We start from the raw sequence: 20742 nt of genomic DNA, 5'->3' as shown, positions 1-20742 counted from the left end.
AACACTAGGTTTTCTTCGGCAGAAAGCCCACGGCACCAGTGCCTTTATTTAAAAAAGTATTAATTTTGATATAATTTTGTTATTATATCTCAAAGGCATTAAATGATTATTATTCCAGCTCGTTTGGCATCTACTAGATTTCCTCAAAAAGTTTTATCCGATATTGGTGGTCTGCCTATGGTTGTAAGAACTGCTAAGGCAGTTTCACATATTGATAGAGTTGTAGTAGCTGCTGATGATGAAAAAATCATCTCTATTTGTAAAGAATATGGTGTTGAAGCAATGCTTACATCTACAACTCATAAAAGTGGAACTGATCGCATAAATGAGTGTGCAAACATCTTAAACCTTGATGATAATGAGATAATTATTAATGTTCAAGCAGATGAGCCTTTTATAGAGCCTGAAGTTGTAGAGTCACTTATCACTAAACTTCAGGAGCTTCAAAAAAAAGAGGAACCATTTATTATGGGAAGTTGTTATAATTCTATCAACGCAGAATCAGCAGAGGACCCAAATCTTGTTAAAGTTGTTCTAGATAGCGATAATAACGCCATATACTTCTCTCGTTCTTTAATTCCATACAACAGAAGTGGAAGAGCCAACTATTTTGGACATATCGGCATCTACGGGTTTAGCAAAAAAAGTCTCAAAGAGTTCTGTAATCTTAGTGATGCACCGATAGAAGATATAGAAGGCTTAGAGCAACTTCGAGCTATTCATCATCAGAAAAAGATTACAATGCTTAAAGTTGCAAGTACAGGTTTTGGTATTGATACACCTGAAGATTTAGCCAGAGCTATAGAAATTTTTCTATAAGAGTTATGTTCGTGGTTTTATAAAAATTGTAAAATCTCCAAACTGCTCATTAAGAGTAAACTCATGTTTTTGACAAAAGTTTGACTTCATAATTCCTATCATGTATTGGGCTTCTTCTTGAGCCTTCTCTTTTGAGTCAAACTCCTGAGCCTCTGCAAATCCACTTTTTAAAAAACAGCTACAAACATTCTCTACTTTTACTTTATACATTATTATTCCTTCTTAGCAGTAGTAAAAATTAATTTATGGTAATTTCTTGGGCTACATATTTTCTTCAAAAATAAATGCTCCAAAATTACAAATTTTCACTAAAAGTCAAATATATCATCTAAATCATCGCCCGCAGCAGCACTGTCATCCATCTTAAGCATTCCACTAATAGTTTCACAGTTTACTACTATAGTGTCATTCATGAAGTCAACACTTGGGGCTCCACTATGAAATGACATCTGAATCCATGTTGACATATCATTACTAAATGCCTTACACATAGATCCCATATCTGCTGAGTTTTCAATAAACTTATCCGTATATTGTGACATATCAATAGAGAGAGCATTAAGTGCTTTAGAGATAATATAGACTTCACTATACGTAGAGAGGATAGAAGCTATTTTTTCCAAGAAAGAACAAATTTCTGCTACCTCTTCTTGTGAAATTTCACTACTCCCAACAATAATCATTAATGAATTTAGTTTAGTAGCATACTCCTCTAAATCAAATAAATCATCATGCTCAATATAATCAAAAACCACTAACTCTTTTGATGAAAAGTCAACAGGAGAAGCGATAATATCATCTTCTTTTTTTATTTCATGGATAATAGTAGGTTCAACACTAACTTTCTCTATATCTTCATCTTGAGTGTAAATTTTAAATAGTTTAAAAGATATTTTAGAATCTTCTATCTTATATTCATAATCATGTTTATTTTTTTTAATGATAATCTGTACTATATTTTTAGGTAACTTATCTATTCCAGTAAGCGTGAAAAATTGCAATTCATCAGATTCTTCTATATAGATACTACTTTCTATTGAAAGCTTCCTTTGTACTTCTGAAATTGAAAAGATAGTTCTAACTACATCATTTAGGGACTTATTTTTCTTTCTGGCATTTAAAAGAAAGAACTCCCAAAACTCAGAGATTGAATCTTCTGACTTTATAATGAAATTCGTATGTCTAGAGAATATCTTGTCAGTAAAAAGGTTTATTGAATTAGTATTTTTTTTCTGATGTCCTCTGGCTTCTACAAGTATAATATAGTTTGACATTCTATTGTTAAAGATATAAGTATTAACAGGTTTATAAAAATGGTCTTCTGCACCATTACTAAGGATAGCTCTTAGTTTTTCATCGTCATGTACAGCTGAAACTGAAATAATCATTACTTCTAAATTTCTTTCTTTTATAATTTTAGTAGCTTCTATTCCATCCATATTTGGCATTACTATATCCATAAAGATAATATTAAACTTATTATCTTTAGACTTCTGTACAGCTTCAACTCCATCACAAGCTTCATCAATATTAAACTCTACATTGTGATTTTCTTCATAATCTTCAAGAAGAAGTTTTAATATCATTCTATTATATGTATTATCATCTACTATTAATATATTTATCATCACATCCTCTCTAAAAGCTCTTCTACACACCGATTATAGTCTTTCATTCCTTTAGATCTTTTTTCATCTAAAATAATCGGTGAGCCTGATTCAAACTGTTTCGCCAGTTTTATATCTACTCCAATAGGAGAGAGTAATTTCTCTTGACCAAAAGATGTTTTCACTTTAGCAAGTGATTCTTTATGTTCATTTATATGAGGATTATACATAACAGGAAGTATAGAGATATCCGCTATTTCACGACCCAATACAGAAGCACTCTGATATACAGCGCGAAGCATCTGCCCCACTGCAACAACACCTAAGTGATGAGGCACAAAAGGAATGACTACTGCATCTGCAACCTCTAAGGAGTTTTTTAAAAGTGCATCAAATGTTGGAGGAGTATCTATTACACAGTAATCAAAAAAATCGGCAATTTTCTCTCTTTTAAAACGGCTTTTAAGTACTCCTCTTAAATCTGAATATTCATAAACATCAAAAAAAGCCAAAGCAGGAGAGAGGGTTAAGTTTTCATGTACTGTTGGAATAAAAGTCTCACTAAGCGTATGACCTGTAAAGATAGAATGCACTCCTACCTCTTCACTAGGCTCACAACCAACACCAATACACGCATGTCCTTGCGTATCAAAATCTAAAAGTAAAACTGAGCCATGCTTTGCCAAGCCACTAGCAATATTTACTGCAGTGGTAGTTTTTGCAGACCCACCTTTACGGTTACTAACTACAATGGTTTTCACTAGTATCAAACCCTTCTAAAACTATTTGAAAAAGTTTTTTGCTATCACCAAACTCATAAGAGACACCATAATTTTTCTTATATGCCATTATAAGTTGTAGTACCGCTAAGTGAATATCTTCACACTCGCTAAAGTCAAGTTTTACTTCATCTCCAGCAGTGCCCTGTAAAAAATCTCTAAATGATACAACTTCATCTTCATAAATCACAGATTCAAATTTCGCACGTTTTTCTTCATATGTTATTGCCATAACAGACTCCTTTAAGTCGGTATTTTCAATGTTTTAATAACATTAATTAAAACACCATCTAAATCTAACACACCTGAGAGTTCTAAAAACTCACTTATTTTTTGTTCTTCATCACTATTCATTATTTGTTCTTCTTGAACATGTACTATATCATCTATTGAGTCAACTTTTATAGCAAAATTATAAGAACCATTTTCATAAAACAGTAGTTTCAGTGAAGAGTCTTCTACTTTTTTCTTCTCATCTTCATGTGGAGGAAGTCCAATAACTTTACGGAAATTCAAAACTTTAACAACATTGTTTTCATAAGACATCATTCCATCTATTAAATTATGAGCATTTGGTATCTCAGTTAATTCAACTATTTGAATAATTCTCTGTATATTTTCAATATTTAAAGCATAATAACTACTTCCAACATTAAAAACTATTAAATCTATCATATCTAAGCCCCTTTTATGCCACAGCAATATCTTCTTTTAATTTTTGAGAAATACCTAAGAGACCTATAGGGTCGATAGACATAATTATCTGTCCATTCCCAAGCAGTGCCGTTCCGCTAAAAAGTGGATGATTTTCCATAATTCCAACTAAGGGTTTTTGAACTACATCTAATTGACCTAAGAATTTATTAACTACTACTGCCAATAGATTATTTTTAATATTTAGAACAACAATAGATAGTGGTTCTTTTTTCATAACCTCTTCATTTAGCATTGATTTAATAAACAAAAGTGGAATAACCTCTCCACGAATGTAAACGAATGGTTCATTATGTAGGTATTCTATCTCTGAACGCTCCAGTTTTACTGTCTCACTTACACTATCCATTGGAAGTCCATAATGAATATCATTCATCTGAATATGAAGCAGTGATGTTACAGCTAAGGACATAGGGATGGCTAGAGTTATAAGTGTTCCTTGATTTGCTTTAGTGCTAATACTAATACTACCACCAAAACTTTCTATTGATCTTTTAACAACATCCATTCCAACACCACGTCCGCTAAACTCAGTAATCTCTTCCGCCGTTGACAATCCTGGGAGAAGAACTAGCTCTGCCATTTCATCCTCACTCAATGCATCTATCTGCTCAGGAGTCATTAAACCTTTTTCTAAAACTTTACCTGCAACTCTCTCTACATTTATTCCTGCACCATCATCTTTTATCTCAATAATAATTTTATCTGACTGCGCATAAGCTTTAAGTGTTACATTTCCACTTGCATTCTTACCCTTTTGTTCTCGTACATCAGGCATCTCAACACCATGATCAAGAGAGTTTCTCATAATGTGAATCATAGGATCAGCTAGCATCTCTATCATATTTTTATCTAGTTTTGTATCTCCGCCTTCCATCTCTAACTTAACCTTTTTACCAAGTTTTTTAGAGATGTCACGAACAAGTTTAGGATATCTGTCAAAGACATAAGAGATAGGTAACATTCTCATACCCATAATAAGGTCTTGAAGTTGCTCGGTAAGACGATTTATAAAGATATATTTATCCATAATCTCTCTTTTAATAGCATCATGAGTCAATCCAACGACATTATCAGCTAAATATGGAAGAGAGTTTTTAGCAACCAAAAGTTCACCTGCTACATTCATAAGACTATCAATAGACTCTTGATCTATCTTAACAGTTTTACCGACTACTGCTTTTTGAGTCTCAGCTTTTTTAGTTTCTGTTTTTTGAACAACTTTCTCTTTTTCAACTTCTGGCTCTTCTTGAGTTTTCACTTCCTCTTGTAGCTCTTGCTCTACTTCTATTACAGAAGCACCCAATTGTGATTCTAAGAAAGTTTTTATTTCATCTTTTGTATTAAACTCTAGTGGCATCTCAGGTATAAACTTTCTAATTTTATCCATCATAGATATAACTCGTTTTAAGTCATCATCATTTTGGATATATTCTAATGCTTGGAGTTGTTGCTTTTTTATATTTTCAATAGCCTGTAATGTATGTTCATTTAACTCTATTACACTATTTTCTTGTGAGACTTCTACTTCTGACTCAACTTTCTCTACAACTTCATCTTCTACAACACTATCTGCAACAACAGCTGCCTCTGCTTTATAAACTTCACCTTTATAAAGATTCTCAAAGAAAGCACAAAGTTTTGTAGTGTCACTATCCTTAATAAGAGGACTTATATCTAAAAACCTTTGAAGTTGTGCATATTGGAGTGTATCAGTGCCCACAAGCTCCATGGAACGTTCCACCTCTTCAACAATACCTGGCAAGTCTAAATTTTGGGCTATTTTACCCAACTCTTTTAAAGAGTCTATCTGGTGTCCAGCTTCTCCAATATCTACTGATAAAAGGGTAGAGATGTCTAATGGTAAAAATTGAAGTTCCTCTATAAAGTTAAACAGTGCTTCTTCTATCTCTTCAAAGCTGGCTTTTATAAATGCTGTTAGCTGTACTTTTAAAAGTAATCCATCAGCATCTTCAGTGCCACTTAAAACAGATTTGGCATTTTCATCACTCATGCAAGAGCAAATACCTAACACTTTATCACCTAAAAGAGAGAGAGTATAAATTGGATCATTTCCATAAACCATACATGAATCATCTACATCAAATACTACAGCATAAAAATTCTCATTTTCACAAAATTCTTCATCTAATTGAGCATTTTTAAAAGCGACTTTTTGTGATAAGTTACCATTTAATGTATTTAGAGGCATATTGATTACTGAGGATGTGTTCTCTAAAACTGAAAAATTAACCGTCCAACCGGCTTCTTCTTCCAAAGTTTTACCCATCTGCTCATTTAATGATAGTACAATCTCTTTGACTCTCTCCTCATCAGCATTTACAATACCTTCACTCTCTTCAGCAGCTTCAACAAGATTTAGAACCTCATCAAAAGCGTCATAAAGTGCTTCTCTCATACCCTCAGCAAATTTCAATCGCCCATCTCTAAGCATATCTAATAAATCTTCAGCATGATGAGTGATATCTCTTACACTATCAAACCCAACTATCCCGCTACCACCTTTTAATGTGTGAGCAGCACGAAATACTGAGTTTAAAAGTTCAGGGTCATCCCCTCCAATATCTTCGATATTTTGTTCGATAAATGATAAGTTTTCTCTAGCTTCACTTAAGAACTGTTCTAATAATGGATCCATAATAAACTTTCCTCCCTAACTCTTAACTAAAATATCTACATATGATTTAAGCAGATCTGGCTTGATTGGTTTTGTTTCAAAAAGATTTGCACCAACTTTATAAGCAGAAATTTTATCTTCTTCTTTTTCTTGAGTTGTAACCATAATCACCGGAACAGTTTTATAATTAGCTTGCTTACGTAAATCACTTATAAAAGAGTAACCATCCATGATAGGCATATTAACATCTACAAGGTACATATCAATATCTGCATCTAGACTCTTCTCTAATGCTTCCATACCATTCTCAGCTTCTATAATCTCAAATTCTTGAGATTTAAGTATAGCTCCATGATAATTTCTTACTGTTTTTGAATCATCTACTACCATTATAGTTGCCATAATACACTCCTACTATTAAATCTATATAACCTGAACACGTCCAAATCATATTCACTCATTAAACTTTTAAAAAAATTCTATCTCGTCAGTTTCATCTTCATGACCTAATTTGCCTGAAAATGCATCTCTTCTATCTTTTGCTCTTTGCAAAGTCTTTGACAGCTTGGAATGAAGTTTATCTATAGAATCACTAGCTATCTTCTCATCAGAATCATAAGCATTCTCAAAAATTTCTATACTTTTTTGAACACTATCAATAGCTTCAATCGTTGCAGTTAACTGCTGAGAAATAATATCTTGATACTGCACTGCTTGCATAGCAGTATCATCTAGTTCAATAGAATTCTTCTCCATAAATTCGCTTAACATAAGCATAGAGTCTTGAGACATTTTAATCGTGTCTTCTTCAACCTCTTTTATATGTGTTAACAATTCTTTGATTGAAGATAATATATTCATCTTAATCTCCACTACGTTAATCTTAAAACTCTTGTTATAGCCTGTTTAAGCTGAGCTGGATTAAATGGTTTTACAATCCATCCCGTAAGTCCCAGCGCTTTACCTTTTTCTTTAAGCTCAGCTTTTGTCTCTGTTGTCAGCATTAAACATGGTGTTCTGCTAGTTGAAGGAACTTTTCTTAAAGCTTCTAAAAACTCCAAACCATTCATTACAGGCATATTAAGGTCTGTAATAATTAAATCAGGTGTCATTCCAGCTTGAATCTCTGCTAGGGCAACTTGAGCCTCTGTATATTGTTTAACCTCTATTGGCATAGAGTTAGTCACCATTCTCGTTGACGCTAAAGCCGTCTCACTATCATCTACAAATATTACTAATGGCATTTTTTTCTCCTATTTTTGATAAATTAAAGTATTGTCTATTTTTTTTGCCTTAAAGACAGAAACAATACGGCTCATATATTCAGCATGTCCCAAAAGAACGTATCCACCTGGGTTTAGCATATCATAAAATGTCATTGCAACCTCTTTACGAGATGCATCATCAAAATAGATAAGCATATTTCTTGAAAAAATTACGTCAAACTTTCCAAGATTTCTCATTTGAGTTTTGTCAAATACATTGGCTACTTGAAAATCAACACTTCCTTGTAAATCTTCACCAAGTTCATAACCAAGAGAGTTCTTTTTAAACCACTTAGCCAAGATTCCTTTTGGGATAGCGTGAACCGAACGCTCTGTATATTTTGCTTTTTTTGCTTTTTCTATTACAGTAGAGTCAATATCTATACCTACAATCTCTATATCTCTTTGTTCAACTATATTACCTTCTTCAACAATATGAAGTATCATTGAGTACGGCTCTTCACCTGTTGAACATGGAGAAGATAATATTCTAAGCGTTTTTGAAGCTGGCAAAGTCTCATGAAGCTCAGGTAAGATTTTATTTACTAAAACTTCAAACTGATCTTTTTCTCTAAAAAAATATGTCTCATTTACAGTAATACCATTCATAAGATCTTGAAACTCTTCTCCACTCTTATCTTCAAAACGAAGTTTAAAGAAGTACTTTCTAAAGTTGTCAACACCAAGTTTAGATGCTCTGCTATCTATATACTTTGCCAGTTTTTCATAGTGCTTTTCCTCTTCTAAGTGTATGCCACTCTTTCTATAAACATATTCACTCATCTTTAAAAAATTTTCTGTTGATAATAGATATGCCACTGTTATCCCCTAATCATCTTGACTGCACCATCTACAGCAAACTCTACGTAGGATTCGTCTTTAAATCTTGCCTTTAAAGACTCTAGGAGTTCAATATCTTCTTCCTCGCCTATTTCACCCATATAATCTACTGCTGTCATTGCAACATTTATATCTTCTTCATCTTCTAATAGCTCAACCAGCATATCTCTAGACTCTGCAAAATCAACATCACCTAAAACATTGATAGCAAAAATCCTCAAATCTCTGTCATCACCTATAAGAAATTTGACAATATAATATTTAATTGCAGAACCAAAGTCCCTAAGTATAGATATACCTAAGTTTCTAATATAAGCATTTTCTTCTTTTAACAGCTCCATAATCTCTTCAATTGGTGCTTCTTGTGGATCCATACTTGCTACTACAGAAGCTATTTTAGTAAGAAAGTTTTTATCAATATATTCTACTTTTTTTATACAAGAGACAAGATATTTTCCACCACCATCAAACTTTACAATTTCCTCAATGGCATAATCTTTTTTATCAGACTCATTATTGGATTCAAAATAGTCTATTGTTTCTTCAAGATTTGAAAATTTTGGTAAATCTTCAATCTCTTGCTTAACATGTTTCTTAACTATGGCCATAAGTCTTCTCCTTCTATTTTAACGTAACTATTTTTTTTAAAATATCTTTAAAGTCTAACTGCTCTGATACACCACCTCTGTCATATGCCTCTTTTGGCATACCGTAAACAGTAGCACTGTTTTCGCTCTCTCCCAAAGTATATGCTCCTGCACTTTTTAGCTCAACCATTCCATCTGCTCCATCATCACCTATCCCAGTTAAAATAATTCCTATTAGATTAGTTGCTTTAAAAACACTAAGCGCACTATGCATCATATCATTAGCACTTGGTTGAAAAAAGTTATCACCTTTGTCCTTATCTTCTCTTATAACAATTTTTCCAGAAGTTTTTTTAGCAAAATTCATATGAACTCCACCACGTGCAACATAAATATTACCAGGAAGCAATTCCATATTGCTAGCACTTTCATGAACATTTAGAGCAGATGAGCGGTCAAGTCTTTGAGCAAATGCTTTTGTAAACTGCTCAGGCATATGCTGAACTATACAAACAGGATATTTATAATTTGCAGGAAGAGCGGAACAAATCTGCTCTATTAGTCCTGGTCCACCGGTAGAAGAACCTATCAGAACAACTTTCTCTATATCTCTAGAGTCTGTAGTTTGTTCAAGCTCTTGTACTACTTTTTTTCTCTCTCTTTGCGGAGGTCTAGATGCTTGCCTTTGTAGCCTTCTCTTAGGTATACGACTAAGTGATTTTATTTTTTGAAGTATCTCTTCTCTATTCTCATTTTTACCAACATTCATAGTTCCAGGTTTAAGTATGTAATCTATTGCGCCTAAGTCAAGTGCATCCATTGTTATACTAGCATTCTCTGTAGTTAATGAGCTAACCATCAGTATAGCTGTTGGTCGTTTATCCATAATCTGCTTTACTGCTTCTATACCGTCCATAACCGGCATATTTATATCCATAGTAATCACATCATACTGTGTTGTTGTCGCTTTATCTACAGCTTCTTGACCATTTTTAGCTATAGTGATTTCAAATCCAAGCGTTGATATAATTTCAGTTAATTGTTTTCTAACAAGTGCAGAATCATCAACAATTAATACCTTTTTCACCACTATTTCTCCTGTCTTGAAACTATTTTTTCTATATTCATAGATGGAACTAATCTTTTACCATTATCTAGATGCAAGATACTGCTAAACAAATCATCATCTTGGACTTTAAGTTCATCACTTTTAATATCCATGATATCACTTATACTATCTACAACAAAACCGATTTTACTGCCGTCTATATAGCAGACTATAATTTTTGAATCTTCATTAATTTGTGTTGGAATATTTAATTTTTTAAAGAGTGATACAATAGTAACTATCTGACCTCTAATATTAATAACCCCATCCACATTTTCATCGCTAAATGCTACTTTTGTAGAATCAACTATATCTATTATCTCAGCTACAAAATCAACATTAAAGGCATACTCTTTACCTGCAAGTTTAAACACAATAACTTCTTGTGCTACCAAAGAATCTGTTTTTTTATCTGTTTGAGACTTTGTTTTTGAATCAATATGTGAACTATTTTTAGAAAATATTTCTTTTAAAACATCTCCATCAAAAAAAGATATTAGAGACTCAGCATCATGTATAACACCGGAGATTTTATTGTCTTCAAAATTCTCTTTCATGTACTCAATATCTTTGTCTGGGATGCTTTTTATATCTATTATATCATCAACTAAAAGACCTATAGTTTCATCACCATATGAAGCAATTAAGATTCTGTTTTTCTCATTTTTTTCATTATTAAAACCGTAATAAGAGCGCAAGTCAATAACTGCAATTAACTCTTCTCTCAGAGTTATAAGACCAAGCAGGTCATCTGGACTTCCAGAAATATCAGTATACTTTACATCGGCAAGTATTATCTCTCTTAAAAAATCTATATTTATAGCAAACTTTTCATTTGTCATAGCAAAAATCAAAAACTTTGTAGAGTTTTCTTCTTTTGTATCTACAGCCTTAATTTTTCCGCCATTAACATTTTTAGACTTCATCTCAACCCTAGAAATATTTGAAATTAAAGTCTCGAGTGATATAACTTGAATCAAAGAGTCTTTATACTTATATATAGCTATAACTGGATCATTAGCATTATCTAGATACTCAATATTTGCCTCATCAATATCTACAGTATTATAAACCTCACTAACTAGAAGTGCATTTGATGAAAGCTTTCCGTTTAGACTTAAAAGTCTACTGCTTCCGGCACCTAAGTCTACTTCTGGCATATTTAATAAAAGATTCACATCAATCATACTTACTATACTTCCACCAACGGCACAAAGTCCTCTGGTACCCTTTGGTATTAAAGGAAGGCTCATAAGCGATGGAACTCTAGAAATTTGATTTATATCTTCAGTTGATATGCCATAATTCTCTTGAGCATTTTTAATGATTAGAATCTCTTGGATTTGCATCTTGATTTATCCTTGTTGAAGCTCATCTGCCATAACAGCCAACTCTTCTACACCCTCTCCAATGTGCGAAACTGTCTCGATAATCAGCTCACTTGCTTTACGAGACTCCATCGCATTTCTGGCACTAAGTTCTACTGCTTTTTGAATCTCACTAATACCTATCATAACTTGATTCATACCCTCAATATTTTGATCATTAACAGCTTTTAGACCTGTATATCTATCTAAGAGATCAACTAGCATTTCGGTAATTTTCACTATATCATTTATAAGGATATCTATAAGAGACTGCTCATTTCCCTGAGATGCTAAAAGATTGTTCCAATCAGTTTTTACCGTATCTATCTCAGAGTTCATAGACTCTACAATATCATTAATCTTATCAGTGTTTGATTCTGAGTCTTTTGCTAGGTTTCTTATATCTGCACTAACAACTGCAAAACCTTTTCCAAAGTCACCAGCACGTGCTGCTTCTATAGAACCACTAATAGCAAGCATATTTAACTGAACAATCGAATTAGATATATTCCCAACTGTTTTGTCAACATTTCTTGTCTCTTTAACTATAACATTTAACTCACCGGCTGCACCGTTACCTTGTGTTATTGAGTCACTAAAAGAGCCTCTAATCTCACTAACGGTATTTTTTACCACATTAAAAGAAACTTTAAGAAGGTCAAAGTTTCTTCTAGCAATTTCTATAAGTTTATCTATGTCCTTAGCCGCATCTATACCAGCTTCTATAAGCTCTTTATTTCTAATTGCACTCTTGTTTGTAGTATGTGAAGATGATTCTATCTGATTTAGTGCAGTAGTTACATCTTCAAGAGCATTTTGAATATCCTCCATTGAACCACCGATTGTATCAGCACTCAAGGCAATATCTTCAGCAGATTTCATAGTATCTGTAGAGTATTTTAGCTCTTCTGCCAAATTAGAGAGTTCTTTAATATCATCTTCTGTTTGAGATAGAGCATCTGATTGGATGTCTATACCATTTAAAGTTTTTTCAACAGAGAGAGCGATCTCACTAGATGCACTAGCAATATCTTGTGAACCATCATTGATTTTACCAACAAAGTCACCAAGTTTTTGAGTATAAGTATTGACACTTCTAGCAGCCTCAACAGAATAAACAGCTATTTTTGTAAGTTCTTCCATTTTTAAACTCAGTAGATTACCTTTGGCACCATTTCCTGAGATAGTTGTAGTAGTCTCACCAATACTTGTGATGATATTATCTATACTTCCTTGGATTTTTGTAACAAGTTCAGAGATGAATTCTGCATTTTTTTCACTCTCTCCAGCTAAAGCACGAGTTTCATCAGCAACAACTGCAAAGCCTTTACCATGCTCTTTAGCACGAGATGCTTCTATGGCTGCATTTAGAGCAAGTAGGTTTGTCTGATCTGCTATTTTAGCAATAAAATCAACAGCATCTCCAATATTTTGAGATGAGACTTTCAGCTCCTCACTCTTAGTTGATGATTCCTGTGCAACTTTTACAGCAGTAGCCATTCTTCCAACAGAATCATTAATCTTATCAACAGATGCCATAATATTTTCACCAGTTGAAAGTGTTGAAGATATAACAGTAGTAATTGTTGAATTCATTCTGTTAATATTAGTATTTATACCTTTTACATTTGAAAGTGCCTGCTCACTCGCTCCGCTGTTTTCTTCAGCAGCAGTTGCAATCTGTTCCATAGAAGACTTTAACTCCTCTATAGCACTTACACTCTCTTGTGCATTTTCTAATATTGTCATAGATACGCCAGCAATGCTCTCACTTATCTGTTGTTGTTTAGCCAGTGTTCTTTGACGTCTTTTGTCTCCGCCACCACCAGCCACTGCAGTAGCTGTAGATGAACCTGAAGTCTGTTTTTTCATTAATGCCATTATAAATTCCTTTGGATTCTAATCTAGAGTTGCGTAAAGCTCTTGAGCTTTTTTGATATCTTCGCGAGATGGTTTAACTCGAATGGAAACATATTTTGTTTTTCCATTTTTATCAACTGAGCGAAGAACTGTTGCATATACCCAGTAGTACCCACCACCTTTTCTTGCATTTTTTACATATCCTGTCCAAAAACCTTTAGACTGAACATCACCCCAAAGAGATTTAAAGGCAGCTCTTGGCATATCTGAATGGCGCACAACATTGTGTGGCTGACCCATCAACTCTTCTCTATGTAGATTAGCTATTTTTAAAAAAGAGTCACTAGCATATTCAACTATACCTTTTTCATCTGTTTCACTTAAAAGATATAAGTCATCATATAAAACTTCACCATCTTCTAAAAATGTTAAACCTTCTGTGCTTACTGCACTATTTTTCTTTGACACACTGAACCCCCGCTAAAGATTGATTTGATATAGCTTACAATGTGGAAACTGAAATTAAATTGAAATGAATGATATTTTATTAATAGTAGTAGATTGATTACGAATTGAACTGATAGTTTTATTTTATTTACTTATGAAAGGAGTTTTCTTAAGCCTACACATACGTGTAGAACTTAATTTGCAGATGTTAGATATAATTTAGATATTGTCTCTGATACCTAAATCTTCTACTAATTTAAGATAAGCTTCTTTATCTTTTCTTTTGAAGTATTTCATTAAACGACGACGTTGACCAACTAGTTTAAGTAGTCCTAGTCTAGAAGCATGATCTTTTTTGAATATTTTAAGGTGTTCAGTTAACTCTGCAATTCTTGTTGTTAAAAGTGCGATTTGAACTTCACTTGAACCTGTGTCACTCTCTGAGCGACCGTATTTTGTTACAATTTCTTGTTTTTTAGCCGAATCTAAAGCCATAATAGCCTCCTGATGGGTATATTTATCTAACATTTATACGAAAAAAGTATAAAGTTGAAATGAAAGTGTAGCAAAACTATATTAAATATGGTTTAGGCTCGCTAAAGTAGTATCCTTGTGAGCTCTCAATTCCCAACTCTTTTACCTTTTCAAATATCTCTTTATTCTCAACAAACTCAGCTATCACCTGAATATTCATCTTTTTTGCAAAATCTACTATTACATTTGTAATAATCTCTGAGTTTTTATTATGTAAAATTTCTTTTATGATTGAGCCGTCTATTTTGATAAAATCTGCTTCTAGTCTCATTAGATATTCAAAGTTTGAGTAACCTGTACCAAAATCATCTATTGCAATTCTACAGCCTAGTGCTTTTATATTTTTTATAAACTTTTGTATCTCATAAAAGTTTTCTATACTTTCAGACTCAACAATCTCAAATATGACTCTTTTTGAAATATTATAAATATCTAGCATCTCTAAAATATATTCATTTATCTCTTTGTCTAATATATCATCTATACTAAGGTTTATAGAAAACTCAAAATCATTCTCTCTAAAATTTTCAAAACTTTTTTGAATTACTATTTTTGTAAGTTGTTTATAAAGCTTAGCTTTTTTTGCAATATTTAAGAAAAAATAAGGTGTTATAACTTTATCATCTTCATCAATAAGTCTTATTAAACATTCATACTTATTAATTTTCCCACTGGCATTATCTATAATTGGCTGAAAGAAAATAACTATCTTATCATTTTTTATTGCTTTTTTTATTTTTTTAGTCCAGCGCATATTATTCTCATACTCTTTATCAAGACTCATTACTTTGTTATAAACAATTAGATCTTTAGACTCTCTTCTTGCAATTTTTATAGCCATATCTGCGGTTGTAAGTAACTGTTCTTTCTTTTCTAGTGAAATACTAACTGTTGCATTTAACTCTATAGTTTCATCTTCTACTTCATATATATGTGAATTAATAAACTTAACAATTGATTGAGCCTTTTGTATAACGCTATGAGACGGCATATCTATCGTTAATATTGCAAACTCATCTCCACTGACTCTAAATAATTTAAGCTCTTCATTCATACTACAGTTCTGGAGTAGTTGAGAAGCAAATTCTACTAAAGTAGCATCCCCTAGTTCATGTCCGTAAAAGTCATTTATTTGAGAAAAACTATCTATATTTACTAATATTAAAGAGAGCTTTTCACTATTTAAAATCTCCTCTTTAATTGCATTTCTATTTCCAAGTTTTGTAAGAGCATCTGTATTGGCAAAGGTTTTTAATTCATTTTTTTGATCTACTAACTGAGTGATATCATGTCTTATTGAGATATACTCAGTTATCTCTCCCTCAGCATTTACAATCGAAGCAACAGTAGTATCTATCCAATAAAAAGTACCATCTTTTTTTACATTTCTTATTCTGCCATGCCAAGTCTTTTTTGATGTAATAGTTGACCAAAGTTTTTTATATATAGCTTTAGAAGAAGATTTATCTTTTAAAATATTATGATTCTTTCCCATAACTTCTTCACGAGTATAACCCGTAACTTTACAAAAGTTATCATTTACATATGTTATATTTCCATCTAAGTCACTTTTAGAAACTATAAGATTGCTGTCAATTACATTTTTGTAACTTTGGAGAAAAGATAGAGAGTTTTTCAGTTCATGTGTTCTATCATCAAGTTCATCTTCTAACTTACCTTGTAATTTTGAAAAAAATCTCATTAAATAAAATGCTATAAAAGATACAATTATTATTAGAGGTAAATCATGTAAAAGTGAACTTAAAAATTGCTTATTTATGATTTTATTTACATGAAAAGTTGCTATTTTAATACTTAAGATACCACTTATCTCACCAATTTTATAGTTATATGCTTTATCAGATATAAATTTTGGAGCTTTTGATTTCTCTCCATGACAAGCAAGACATTTTTCTTCAATCTTAAGTGGAGTAGCATATTGATAAAAATCACTCTCTAGATTAAAGTATTCTTTGGCATCAACATTGTTTTTAAAATATTTTATGGCCTTGAGTTCATATATATCAGCTTGATTTTGAGGGCTTCTTGCTTTATCACTAACTATTTGTATCTTAAGTTGAAGTTTATTTTCTTCTGAAAATATTTTAGAAATTTGTGTAGAAGAAAATGCCGTTAATCCAGCAGGCATTTTTTCATTTAAATCTATATTTTTTTCAAGATAAAGATTTTCATAATAGTCTCTATGTGTCATGGACAATGAGTCTATAAGTCTTGACTGCTCAAATATAAACTCTTCAACCATCTTTTTATTTTCAAAATAATCAAGAGAGACTCTAACAGATACAATAATAAAAAACACAATAGGAATTATTATGATTAGTTTTTTGGAAATTATCTTATATGACATTTGGTTATTATACTCATATTTCCAATATTTGAAACTTAAATTCAACTTCTTTAGATATAATCTTTTTCAATCATTATAATCTTAATTAAAAAGTAAATATTATGTTAATAACTCGTGCAAGTGAATACGCAATACTTTCTCTCATTGTTTTGTCAAAAGCCAGTTCACCCATGGATAGTGAAACTCTTTCTAATCAACTTTCCATTCCAAAAAGCTTTTTAGCAAAGATTTTACAAGCTCTGGCAAAAAATGGTATTTTAAAGTCTTATAAAGGCGTTAATGGTGGCTTTACACTATTAAAAGAACCTAAAAATATTAGTATGCTAAGTGTTATGAGCGCGGTTGAGGGAAAAGCACCTACTGTTTTTGACTGCTCTCCATCTCAAAAAGATTGCCCTAGTGATAGAGCTGAGCTTTGTTCTATATGGCCATTTTTAAATAAACTTCAAGGCAAAATAGATGACTTTTTAGCCGATTTGTCGCTTGATGATATTTTAGAGTAGTAACTTGGCAAGAAAACTTACTACAAGAGAGCAGATTGGAACAACACTAAACTTTCTTATTGGACAAAGAGATTTAAGCGTAGTTATATTTGTAATGGCTATTTTAGCTATTATTATCGTTCCTCTGCCTTCGAGTCTACTAGATGTACTACTTACAATTTCTATGGCTTTAGCCGTTTTAATTTTACTTATATCATTATATGTTCCAAAACCAACAGATTTAACAACTTTTCCAACTCTTATTCTTATTTTAACCCTATTTAGACTTTCTTTAAACATTGCTACAACAAGGATGATTTTAAGTCATGGTCACGAAGGGGGCAGCGGAGTAAGTAGTATTATAACAAGCTTTGGTGATTTTGTTGTAGGTGGTAACTTTGTTATAGGTATTATCGTTTTTTTCATTCTTGTTCTAATTAACTTTATGGTTATTACAAAAGGTTCTACAAGAGTTGCAGAGGTTGCTGCTCGTTTTACACTAGACTCGATGCCTGGTAAACAAATGGCAGTAGATGCTGACCTTAATGCTGGACTAATAGATGATGCAGAGGCTAAGCAACGTCGTGCAGAAATTCTTCAAGATGCAAACTTTTATGGAGCTATGGATGGTTCTTCTAAATTTGTTAAAGGTGATGCTGTTGCCGGTATAGTCATTACTCTTATCAACATTATAGGTGGATTTCTTATAGGTGTTTTTCAGCATAACATGTCAGTTTCAGATAGTGCTTCAACATTTACACTCTTGACAATAGGTGATGGTCTAGTTGGTCAGATTCCAGCTCTTATTATCTCTACTGCGACTGGTATTATGATTACTCGTTCTTCTGGAGAGGGAGACAACTTCGCTGAGGGTACTATCAATCAGATGATGGGTAATGCAAAAATCCTGATGATAGTTGGTTTTATCATGATTTTATTTGCACTTGTTCCAGGACTTCCTACTGCTTCTATGGGGTTTGTAGGTATCATGTTTGCACTTCTTGGATGGTCTGTTTATAAGTATGAAAAAGGTGAACTTTCTATACTCAACATTGACAGCATACTCTCATTAAAAGACAAAGAGCAGCAAGAGTTACAAAAAGCTTCAACAAAGCCAGAAAAATCTAATGAAGAGATAGCAAAAGAAGAAGAAACAGCTCTAGAAGATATACTTAAAGTAGAGATGCTAGAACTTACCCTTGGTTATCAGCTAATACGATTAGCCGATAGTTCTCAAGGTGGAGATTTACTAGAACGTATCCGTTCAATGAGACGTAAGATTGCATCTGACTTCGGTTTTTTAATGCCACAAGTTCGTATCCGAGATAATTTACATCTCCAACCAGATCAATACCAAATCCTGCTAAAAGGTATTTCAATTGGAGAAGGAACTATCCAACCCGATAAATTCCTTGCGATGGATAGTGGAATGGCAACAGGTGAAATTGAAGGGACAAAAACAAAAGAGCCGGCTTTTGGTCTAGACGCACTGTGGATACAGCCAGACCAAAAAGAAGATGCTATCATTAATGGCTATACAGTTGTTGATTCGGCAACTGTAATATCTACTCATATGAGTGAGTTAGTCAAACAAAATGCAGAAGACCTTCTTACTCGTCAAGAAGTTCAAACTCTTATAGAAAAAATCAAAAATGACTTTCCTGTTATTGTAGATGATGTATTAAAGGTAGCGTCTATTGGTCTGATTCAGCGTATATTAAAAGGTCTTTTACATGAGAAAATTCCTCTCAAAGATATGCTTAGCATCTTAGAAACAATTGCAGATATAGCAGAGTATACTAAAAATGTTGATTTAATAATAGAACAGGTACGCTCAAAACTATCTAGAATTATTACACAGATGTATGCTGGGGATGATGGTGTCATAAGATTACTGACTTTTGATACTTCTTCCGAACAGTTAATGCTAGAAAAATCCCAAGAACAAGACGGTGTCAGAAATCTGCTTCTTAGTGTAGGAGAGATAAATCAACTCATTCAAGCAACAAGTGCGAAAGCACATGAACTGCTACAAAAAGGGGTCTCCCCCGTTGTTATTATCGTTGACCCTCAGCTTCGTCGTGGTGTTGCAGAGATTTTTGAGAGATTTTCTCTTGATGTTGTAACACTTTCACATGCTGAAATTGATTCAAGTGCAACTTTTGAAGTTATGGGTTCTATTTCTATAGAGTCATAAATATAGTATAATAAGTTTAAGGAATATAATGAAAAATAAAACAATCTACCATTTATCGCATATTGATTTGGATGGTTATAGCTGTCAGTTAGTAATGAAATATACACCATACAAAGTATTTAATTACAATGCTAATTATGGGGCTGAAGTTAAACAAAAATTAGAGCTGATATTGGAAAAAATAAATAAAAGTAAAACTAGTTCTCTTATTTTAATTACTGATTTAAACCTTACATTTGATGAATCAAGATGGCTTAACAGTGAAGTTAAAAAAATGAATGATAATAAAAAGGATGTAACTATAACTCTTTTAGATCATCACGGTAGTGGAGAAGATAGTGCTAATAAGTATGATTGGTACTATCTTGATACAACAAGATGTGCAACAAAAATCACTTATGACTATGCAAAAGAGAATTTTGAGCTTGATGAACCAGAGTGGATGAATAAGTTTGTAAATATCGTTAATGCTGTTGATCTTTGGAAACAAGAAGAAGTTGAAAACTTTGAGTATGGAAAAGTTTGTATGAGACTTGTAACTGAGACAAGAGAGCTAAATAAAATTATGTTTGCAGATACAGATAATAACTATAAACTCTCCCTACTTCTTGAAGCTACAAAATATATAAATGAAGAGAATGCTCATATAGTTTTAGATGAAAAAATTCATCTTATAAAAAAAGATTTTTTTAAAGAAGACAAAAATGATACTCTTGATAATTTAGCTACAAAATATATTGTAAAACTCTTAGGCGATGCAAGAGATGAAAAGACAATTTACTATAAAGGCTACAGAGGCTATTTAAGTTATGGTGTTGGAAATACTTCTATTGTCGGCAATGGATTTTTACTTGCTTTCCCAGAGTATGATTTTATTGTAGATGTAAGCTATCGTGGGACAATGAGTCTAAGAGCAAATAACCAAGTAAGTGTTTCTCAAATCTCTAAAGAGTGGGCAAATGGTGGTGGACATCCAAATGCTGCTGGTGGAAGAATCATAGGCTTTAAAGAGCAATATCGTTATGACAAAGTTAAAAAACAGATAGAAAAAATCATCAATGACAAAGAAGCTGTTGCTGGTGACTTAGAGTATAAAAAAGAAGAGCAGTAGTTAAAGGTTATAATTACTT

General features: G+C 32.5%; 21 protein-coding genes. 4 read left to right on the top strand and 17 right to left on the bottom strand.

Annotated features, from left to right (window positions below; translation table 11 throughout):
• Positions 1–102: 102 nt before the first annotated feature.
• Positions 103–819 carry a 3-deoxy-manno-octulosonate cytidylyltransferase gene (kdsB, locus tag ACLHDE_RS04500; protein WP_415398013.1) on the top strand — a complete coding sequence of 239 codons (717 nt, stop codon included), beginning with the start codon at positions 103–105 and terminating at the stop codon, positions 817–819.
• A gap of 3 nt (positions 820–822) precedes the next feature.
• On the opposite strand, the gene ACLHDE_RS04495 is transcribed toward kdsB, so the two are convergent.
• The 17 genes from ACLHDE_RS04495 to ACLHDE_RS04415 all read right to left on the bottom strand — a co-directional run bounded on the left by ACLHDE_RS04495 (position 823) and on the right by ACLHDE_RS04415 (position 16933).
• A complete protein-coding gene (locus ACLHDE_RS04495) occupies positions 823–1029 on the bottom strand; it encodes a hypothetical protein (protein WP_415398012.1) in 207 nt (68 codons plus the stop codon).
• A gap of 98 nt (positions 1030–1127) precedes the next feature.
• A complete protein-coding gene (locus ACLHDE_RS04490; RefSeq protein WP_415398011.1) occupies positions 1128–2447 on the bottom strand; it encodes a response regulator in 1320 nt (439 codons plus the stop codon).
• The gene (locus ACLHDE_RS04485; RefSeq protein WP_415398010.1) at positions 2447–3187 is read right to left on the bottom strand and encodes a ParA family protein; all 741 of its coding nucleotides are present in this window, start codon (positions 3185–3187) and stop codon (positions 2447–2449) included. Before ACLHDE_RS04485 ends, ACLHDE_RS04490 begins: the two co-directional genes overlap by 1 nt.
• Positions 3168–3437 (bottom strand): hypothetical protein, encoded by a 270-nt coding sequence (locus ACLHDE_RS04480; protein ID WP_415398009.1) that lies wholly within the window; start codon positions 3435–3437, stop codon positions 3168–3170. Before ACLHDE_RS04480 ends, ACLHDE_RS04485 begins: the two co-directional genes overlap by 20 nt.
• A gap of 11 nt (positions 3438–3448) precedes the next feature.
• Entirely contained in the window at positions 3449–3880 is a 432-nt protein-coding gene (locus tag ACLHDE_RS04475) for a chemotaxis protein CheW (RefSeq protein ID WP_415398008.1), read from the bottom strand.
• Between the two features lie 13 nt (positions 3881–3893).
• Positions 3894–6578 carry a chemotaxis protein CheW gene (locus tag ACLHDE_RS04470; protein WP_415398007.1) on the bottom strand — a complete coding sequence of 895 codons (2685 nt, stop codon included), beginning with the start codon at positions 6576–6578 and terminating at the stop codon, positions 3894–3896.
• Positions 6579–6593: 15 nt separating this feature from the next.
• Positions 6594–6959 (bottom strand): response regulator, encoded by a 366-nt coding sequence (locus tag ACLHDE_RS04465; protein WP_415398006.1) that lies wholly within the window; start codon positions 6957–6959, stop codon positions 6594–6596.
• A gap of 66 nt (positions 6960–7025) precedes the next feature.
• Entirely contained in the window at positions 7026–7418 is a 393-nt protein-coding gene (locus ACLHDE_RS04460; RefSeq protein ID WP_415398005.1) for a hypothetical protein, read from the bottom strand.
• Between the two features lie 11 nt (positions 7419–7429).
• The gene (locus ACLHDE_RS04455) at positions 7430–7801 is read right to left on the bottom strand and encodes a response regulator (protein WP_415398004.1); all 372 of its coding nucleotides are present in this window, start codon (positions 7799–7801) and stop codon (positions 7430–7432) included.
• A 9-nt stretch (positions 7802–7810) separates the two neighbouring features.
• Positions 7811–8641 (bottom strand): CheR family methyltransferase, encoded by an 831-nt coding sequence (locus ACLHDE_RS04450; protein ID WP_415398003.1) that lies wholly within the window; start codon positions 8639–8641, stop codon positions 7811–7813.
• 2 nt (positions 8642–8643) lie between these two features.
• Positions 8644–9270 carry a HEAT repeat domain-containing protein gene (locus tag ACLHDE_RS04445; RefSeq protein ID WP_415398002.1) on the bottom strand — a complete coding sequence of 209 codons (627 nt, stop codon included), beginning with the start codon at positions 9268–9270 and terminating at the stop codon, positions 8644–8646.
• Between the two features lie 13 nt (positions 9271–9283).
• Positions 9284–10336 (bottom strand): protein-glutamate methylesterase/protein-glutamine glutaminase, encoded by a 1053-nt coding sequence (locus ACLHDE_RS04440; protein ID WP_415398001.1) that lies wholly within the window; start codon positions 10334–10336, stop codon positions 9284–9286.
• Positions 10337–10338: 2 nt separating this feature from the next.
• Entirely contained in the window at positions 10339–11706 is a 1368-nt protein-coding gene (locus ACLHDE_RS04435) for a chemotaxis protein CheW (protein ID WP_415398000.1), read from the bottom strand.
• A gap of 6 nt (positions 11707–11712) precedes the next feature.
• Positions 11713–13605 (bottom strand): methyl-accepting chemotaxis protein, encoded by a 1893-nt coding sequence (locus ACLHDE_RS04430; protein ID WP_415397999.1) that lies wholly within the window; start codon positions 13603–13605, stop codon positions 11713–11715.
• A gap of 18 nt (positions 13606–13623) precedes the next feature.
• On the bottom strand, positions 13624–14052 hold the full coding sequence (locus ACLHDE_RS04425; protein ID WP_415397998.1) for a PAS domain-containing protein: 429 nt from the start codon (positions 14050–14052) through the stop codon (positions 13624–13626).
• Between the two features lie 198 nt (positions 14053–14250).
• Entirely contained in the window at positions 14251–14526 is a 276-nt protein-coding gene (gene rpsO / locus ACLHDE_RS04420) for a 30S ribosomal protein S15 (RefSeq protein ID WP_415397997.1), read from the bottom strand.
• A gap of 76 nt (positions 14527–14602) precedes the next feature.
• The gene (locus ACLHDE_RS04415; RefSeq protein ID WP_415397996.1) at positions 14603–16933 is read right to left on the bottom strand and encodes an EAL domain-containing protein; all 2331 of its coding nucleotides are present in this window, start codon (positions 16931–16933) and stop codon (positions 14603–14605) included.
• A 101-nt stretch (positions 16934–17034) separates the two neighbouring features.
• Here ACLHDE_RS04415 and ACLHDE_RS04410 point away from each other — a divergent pair, with 101 nt between their 5' ends.
• The 3 genes from ACLHDE_RS04410 to ACLHDE_RS04400 are packed head-to-tail and all read left to right on the top strand — an operon-like array spanning position 17035 to position 20723.
• On the top strand, positions 17035–17436 hold the full coding sequence (locus tag ACLHDE_RS04410) for an RrF2 family transcriptional regulator (protein ID WP_415397995.1): 402 nt from the start codon (positions 17035–17037) through the stop codon (positions 17434–17436).
• Between the two features lie 4 nt (positions 17437–17440).
• Positions 17441–19612 carry a flagellar biosynthesis protein FlhA gene (gene flhA / locus ACLHDE_RS04405; protein ID WP_415397994.1) on the top strand — a complete coding sequence of 724 codons (2172 nt, stop codon included), beginning with the start codon at positions 17441–17443 and terminating at the stop codon, positions 19610–19612.
• Between the two features lie 28 nt (positions 19613–19640).
• On the top strand, positions 19641–20723 hold the full coding sequence (locus ACLHDE_RS04400) for a DHH family phosphoesterase (protein ID WP_415397993.1): 1083 nt from the start codon (positions 19641–19643) through the stop codon (positions 20721–20723).
• Positions 20724–20742: the final 19 nt, after the last annotated feature.

It is taken from the genome of Sulfurimonas iocasae (genome assembly GCF_047716755.1).
Taxonomy (GTDB): domain Bacteria; phylum Campylobacterota; class Campylobacteria; order Campylobacterales; family Sulfurimonadaceae; genus Sulfurimonas.
The sequence above is the reverse complement of the archived record's forward strand: the minus strand, read 5'-3'. Positions and strand labels throughout refer to the sequence as shown.

Bases quoted from the DNA above. Each gene is read 5' to 3' on its own strand.
- ACLHDE_RS04465 (WP_415398006.1), bottom strand. From the start codon at position 6,959: ATGGCAACTATAATGGTAGTAGATGATTCAAAAACAGTAAGAAATTAT.
- ACLHDE_RS04490 (WP_415398011.1), bottom strand. From the start codon at position 2,447: ATGATAAATATATTAATAGTAGATGATAATACATATAATAGAATGATA.
- ACLHDE_RS04445 (WP_415398002.1), bottom strand. From the start codon at position 9,270: ATGGCCATAGTTAAGAAACATGTTAAGCAAGAGATTGAAGATTTACCA.
- ACLHDE_RS04430 (WP_415397999.1), bottom strand. From the start codon at position 13,605: ATGGCATTAATGAAAAAACAGACTTCAGGTTCATCTACAGCTACTGCA.
- ACLHDE_RS04400 (WP_415397993.1), top strand. From the start codon at position 19,641: ATGAAAAATAAAACAATCTACCATTTATCGCATATTGATTTGGATGGT.
- rpsO (WP_415397997.1), bottom strand. From the start codon at position 14,526: ATGGCTTTAGATTCGGCTAAAAAACAAGAAATTGTAACAAAATACGGT.
- kdsB (WP_415398013.1), top strand. From the start codon at position 103: ATGATTATTATTCCAGCTCGTTTGGCATCTACTAGATTTCCTCAAAAA.
- ACLHDE_RS04495 (WP_415398012.1), bottom strand. From the start codon at position 1,029: ATGTATAAAGTAAAAGTAGAGAATGTTTGTAGCTGTTTTTTAAAAAGT.
- ACLHDE_RS04415 (WP_415397996.1), bottom strand. From the start codon at position 16,933: ATGTCATATAAGATAATTTCCAAAAAACTAATCATAATAATTCCTATT.
- ACLHDE_RS04455 (WP_415398004.1), bottom strand. From the start codon at position 7,801: ATGCCATTAGTAATATTTGTAGATGATAGTGAGACGGCTTTAGCGTCA.
- ACLHDE_RS04470 (WP_415398007.1), bottom strand. From the start codon at position 6,578: ATGGATCCATTATTAGAACAGTTCTTAAGTGAAGCTAGAGAAAACTTA.
- ACLHDE_RS04475 (WP_415398008.1), bottom strand. From the start codon at position 3,880: ATGATAGATTTAATAGTTTTTAATGTTGGAAGTAGTTATTATGCTTTA.
- ACLHDE_RS04435 (WP_415398000.1), bottom strand. From the start codon at position 11,706: ATGCAAATCCAAGAGATTCTAATCATTAAAAATGCTCAAGAGAATTAT.
- ACLHDE_RS04410 (WP_415397995.1), top strand. From the start codon at position 17,035: ATGTTAATAACTCGTGCAAGTGAATACGCAATACTTTCTCTCATTGTT.
- ACLHDE_RS04480 (WP_415398009.1), bottom strand. From the start codon at position 3,437: ATGGCAATAACATATGAAGAAAAACGTGCGAAATTTGAATCTGTGATT.
- ACLHDE_RS04460 (WP_415398005.1), bottom strand. From the start codon at position 7,418: ATGAATATATTATCTTCAATCAAAGAATTGTTAACACATATAAAAGAG.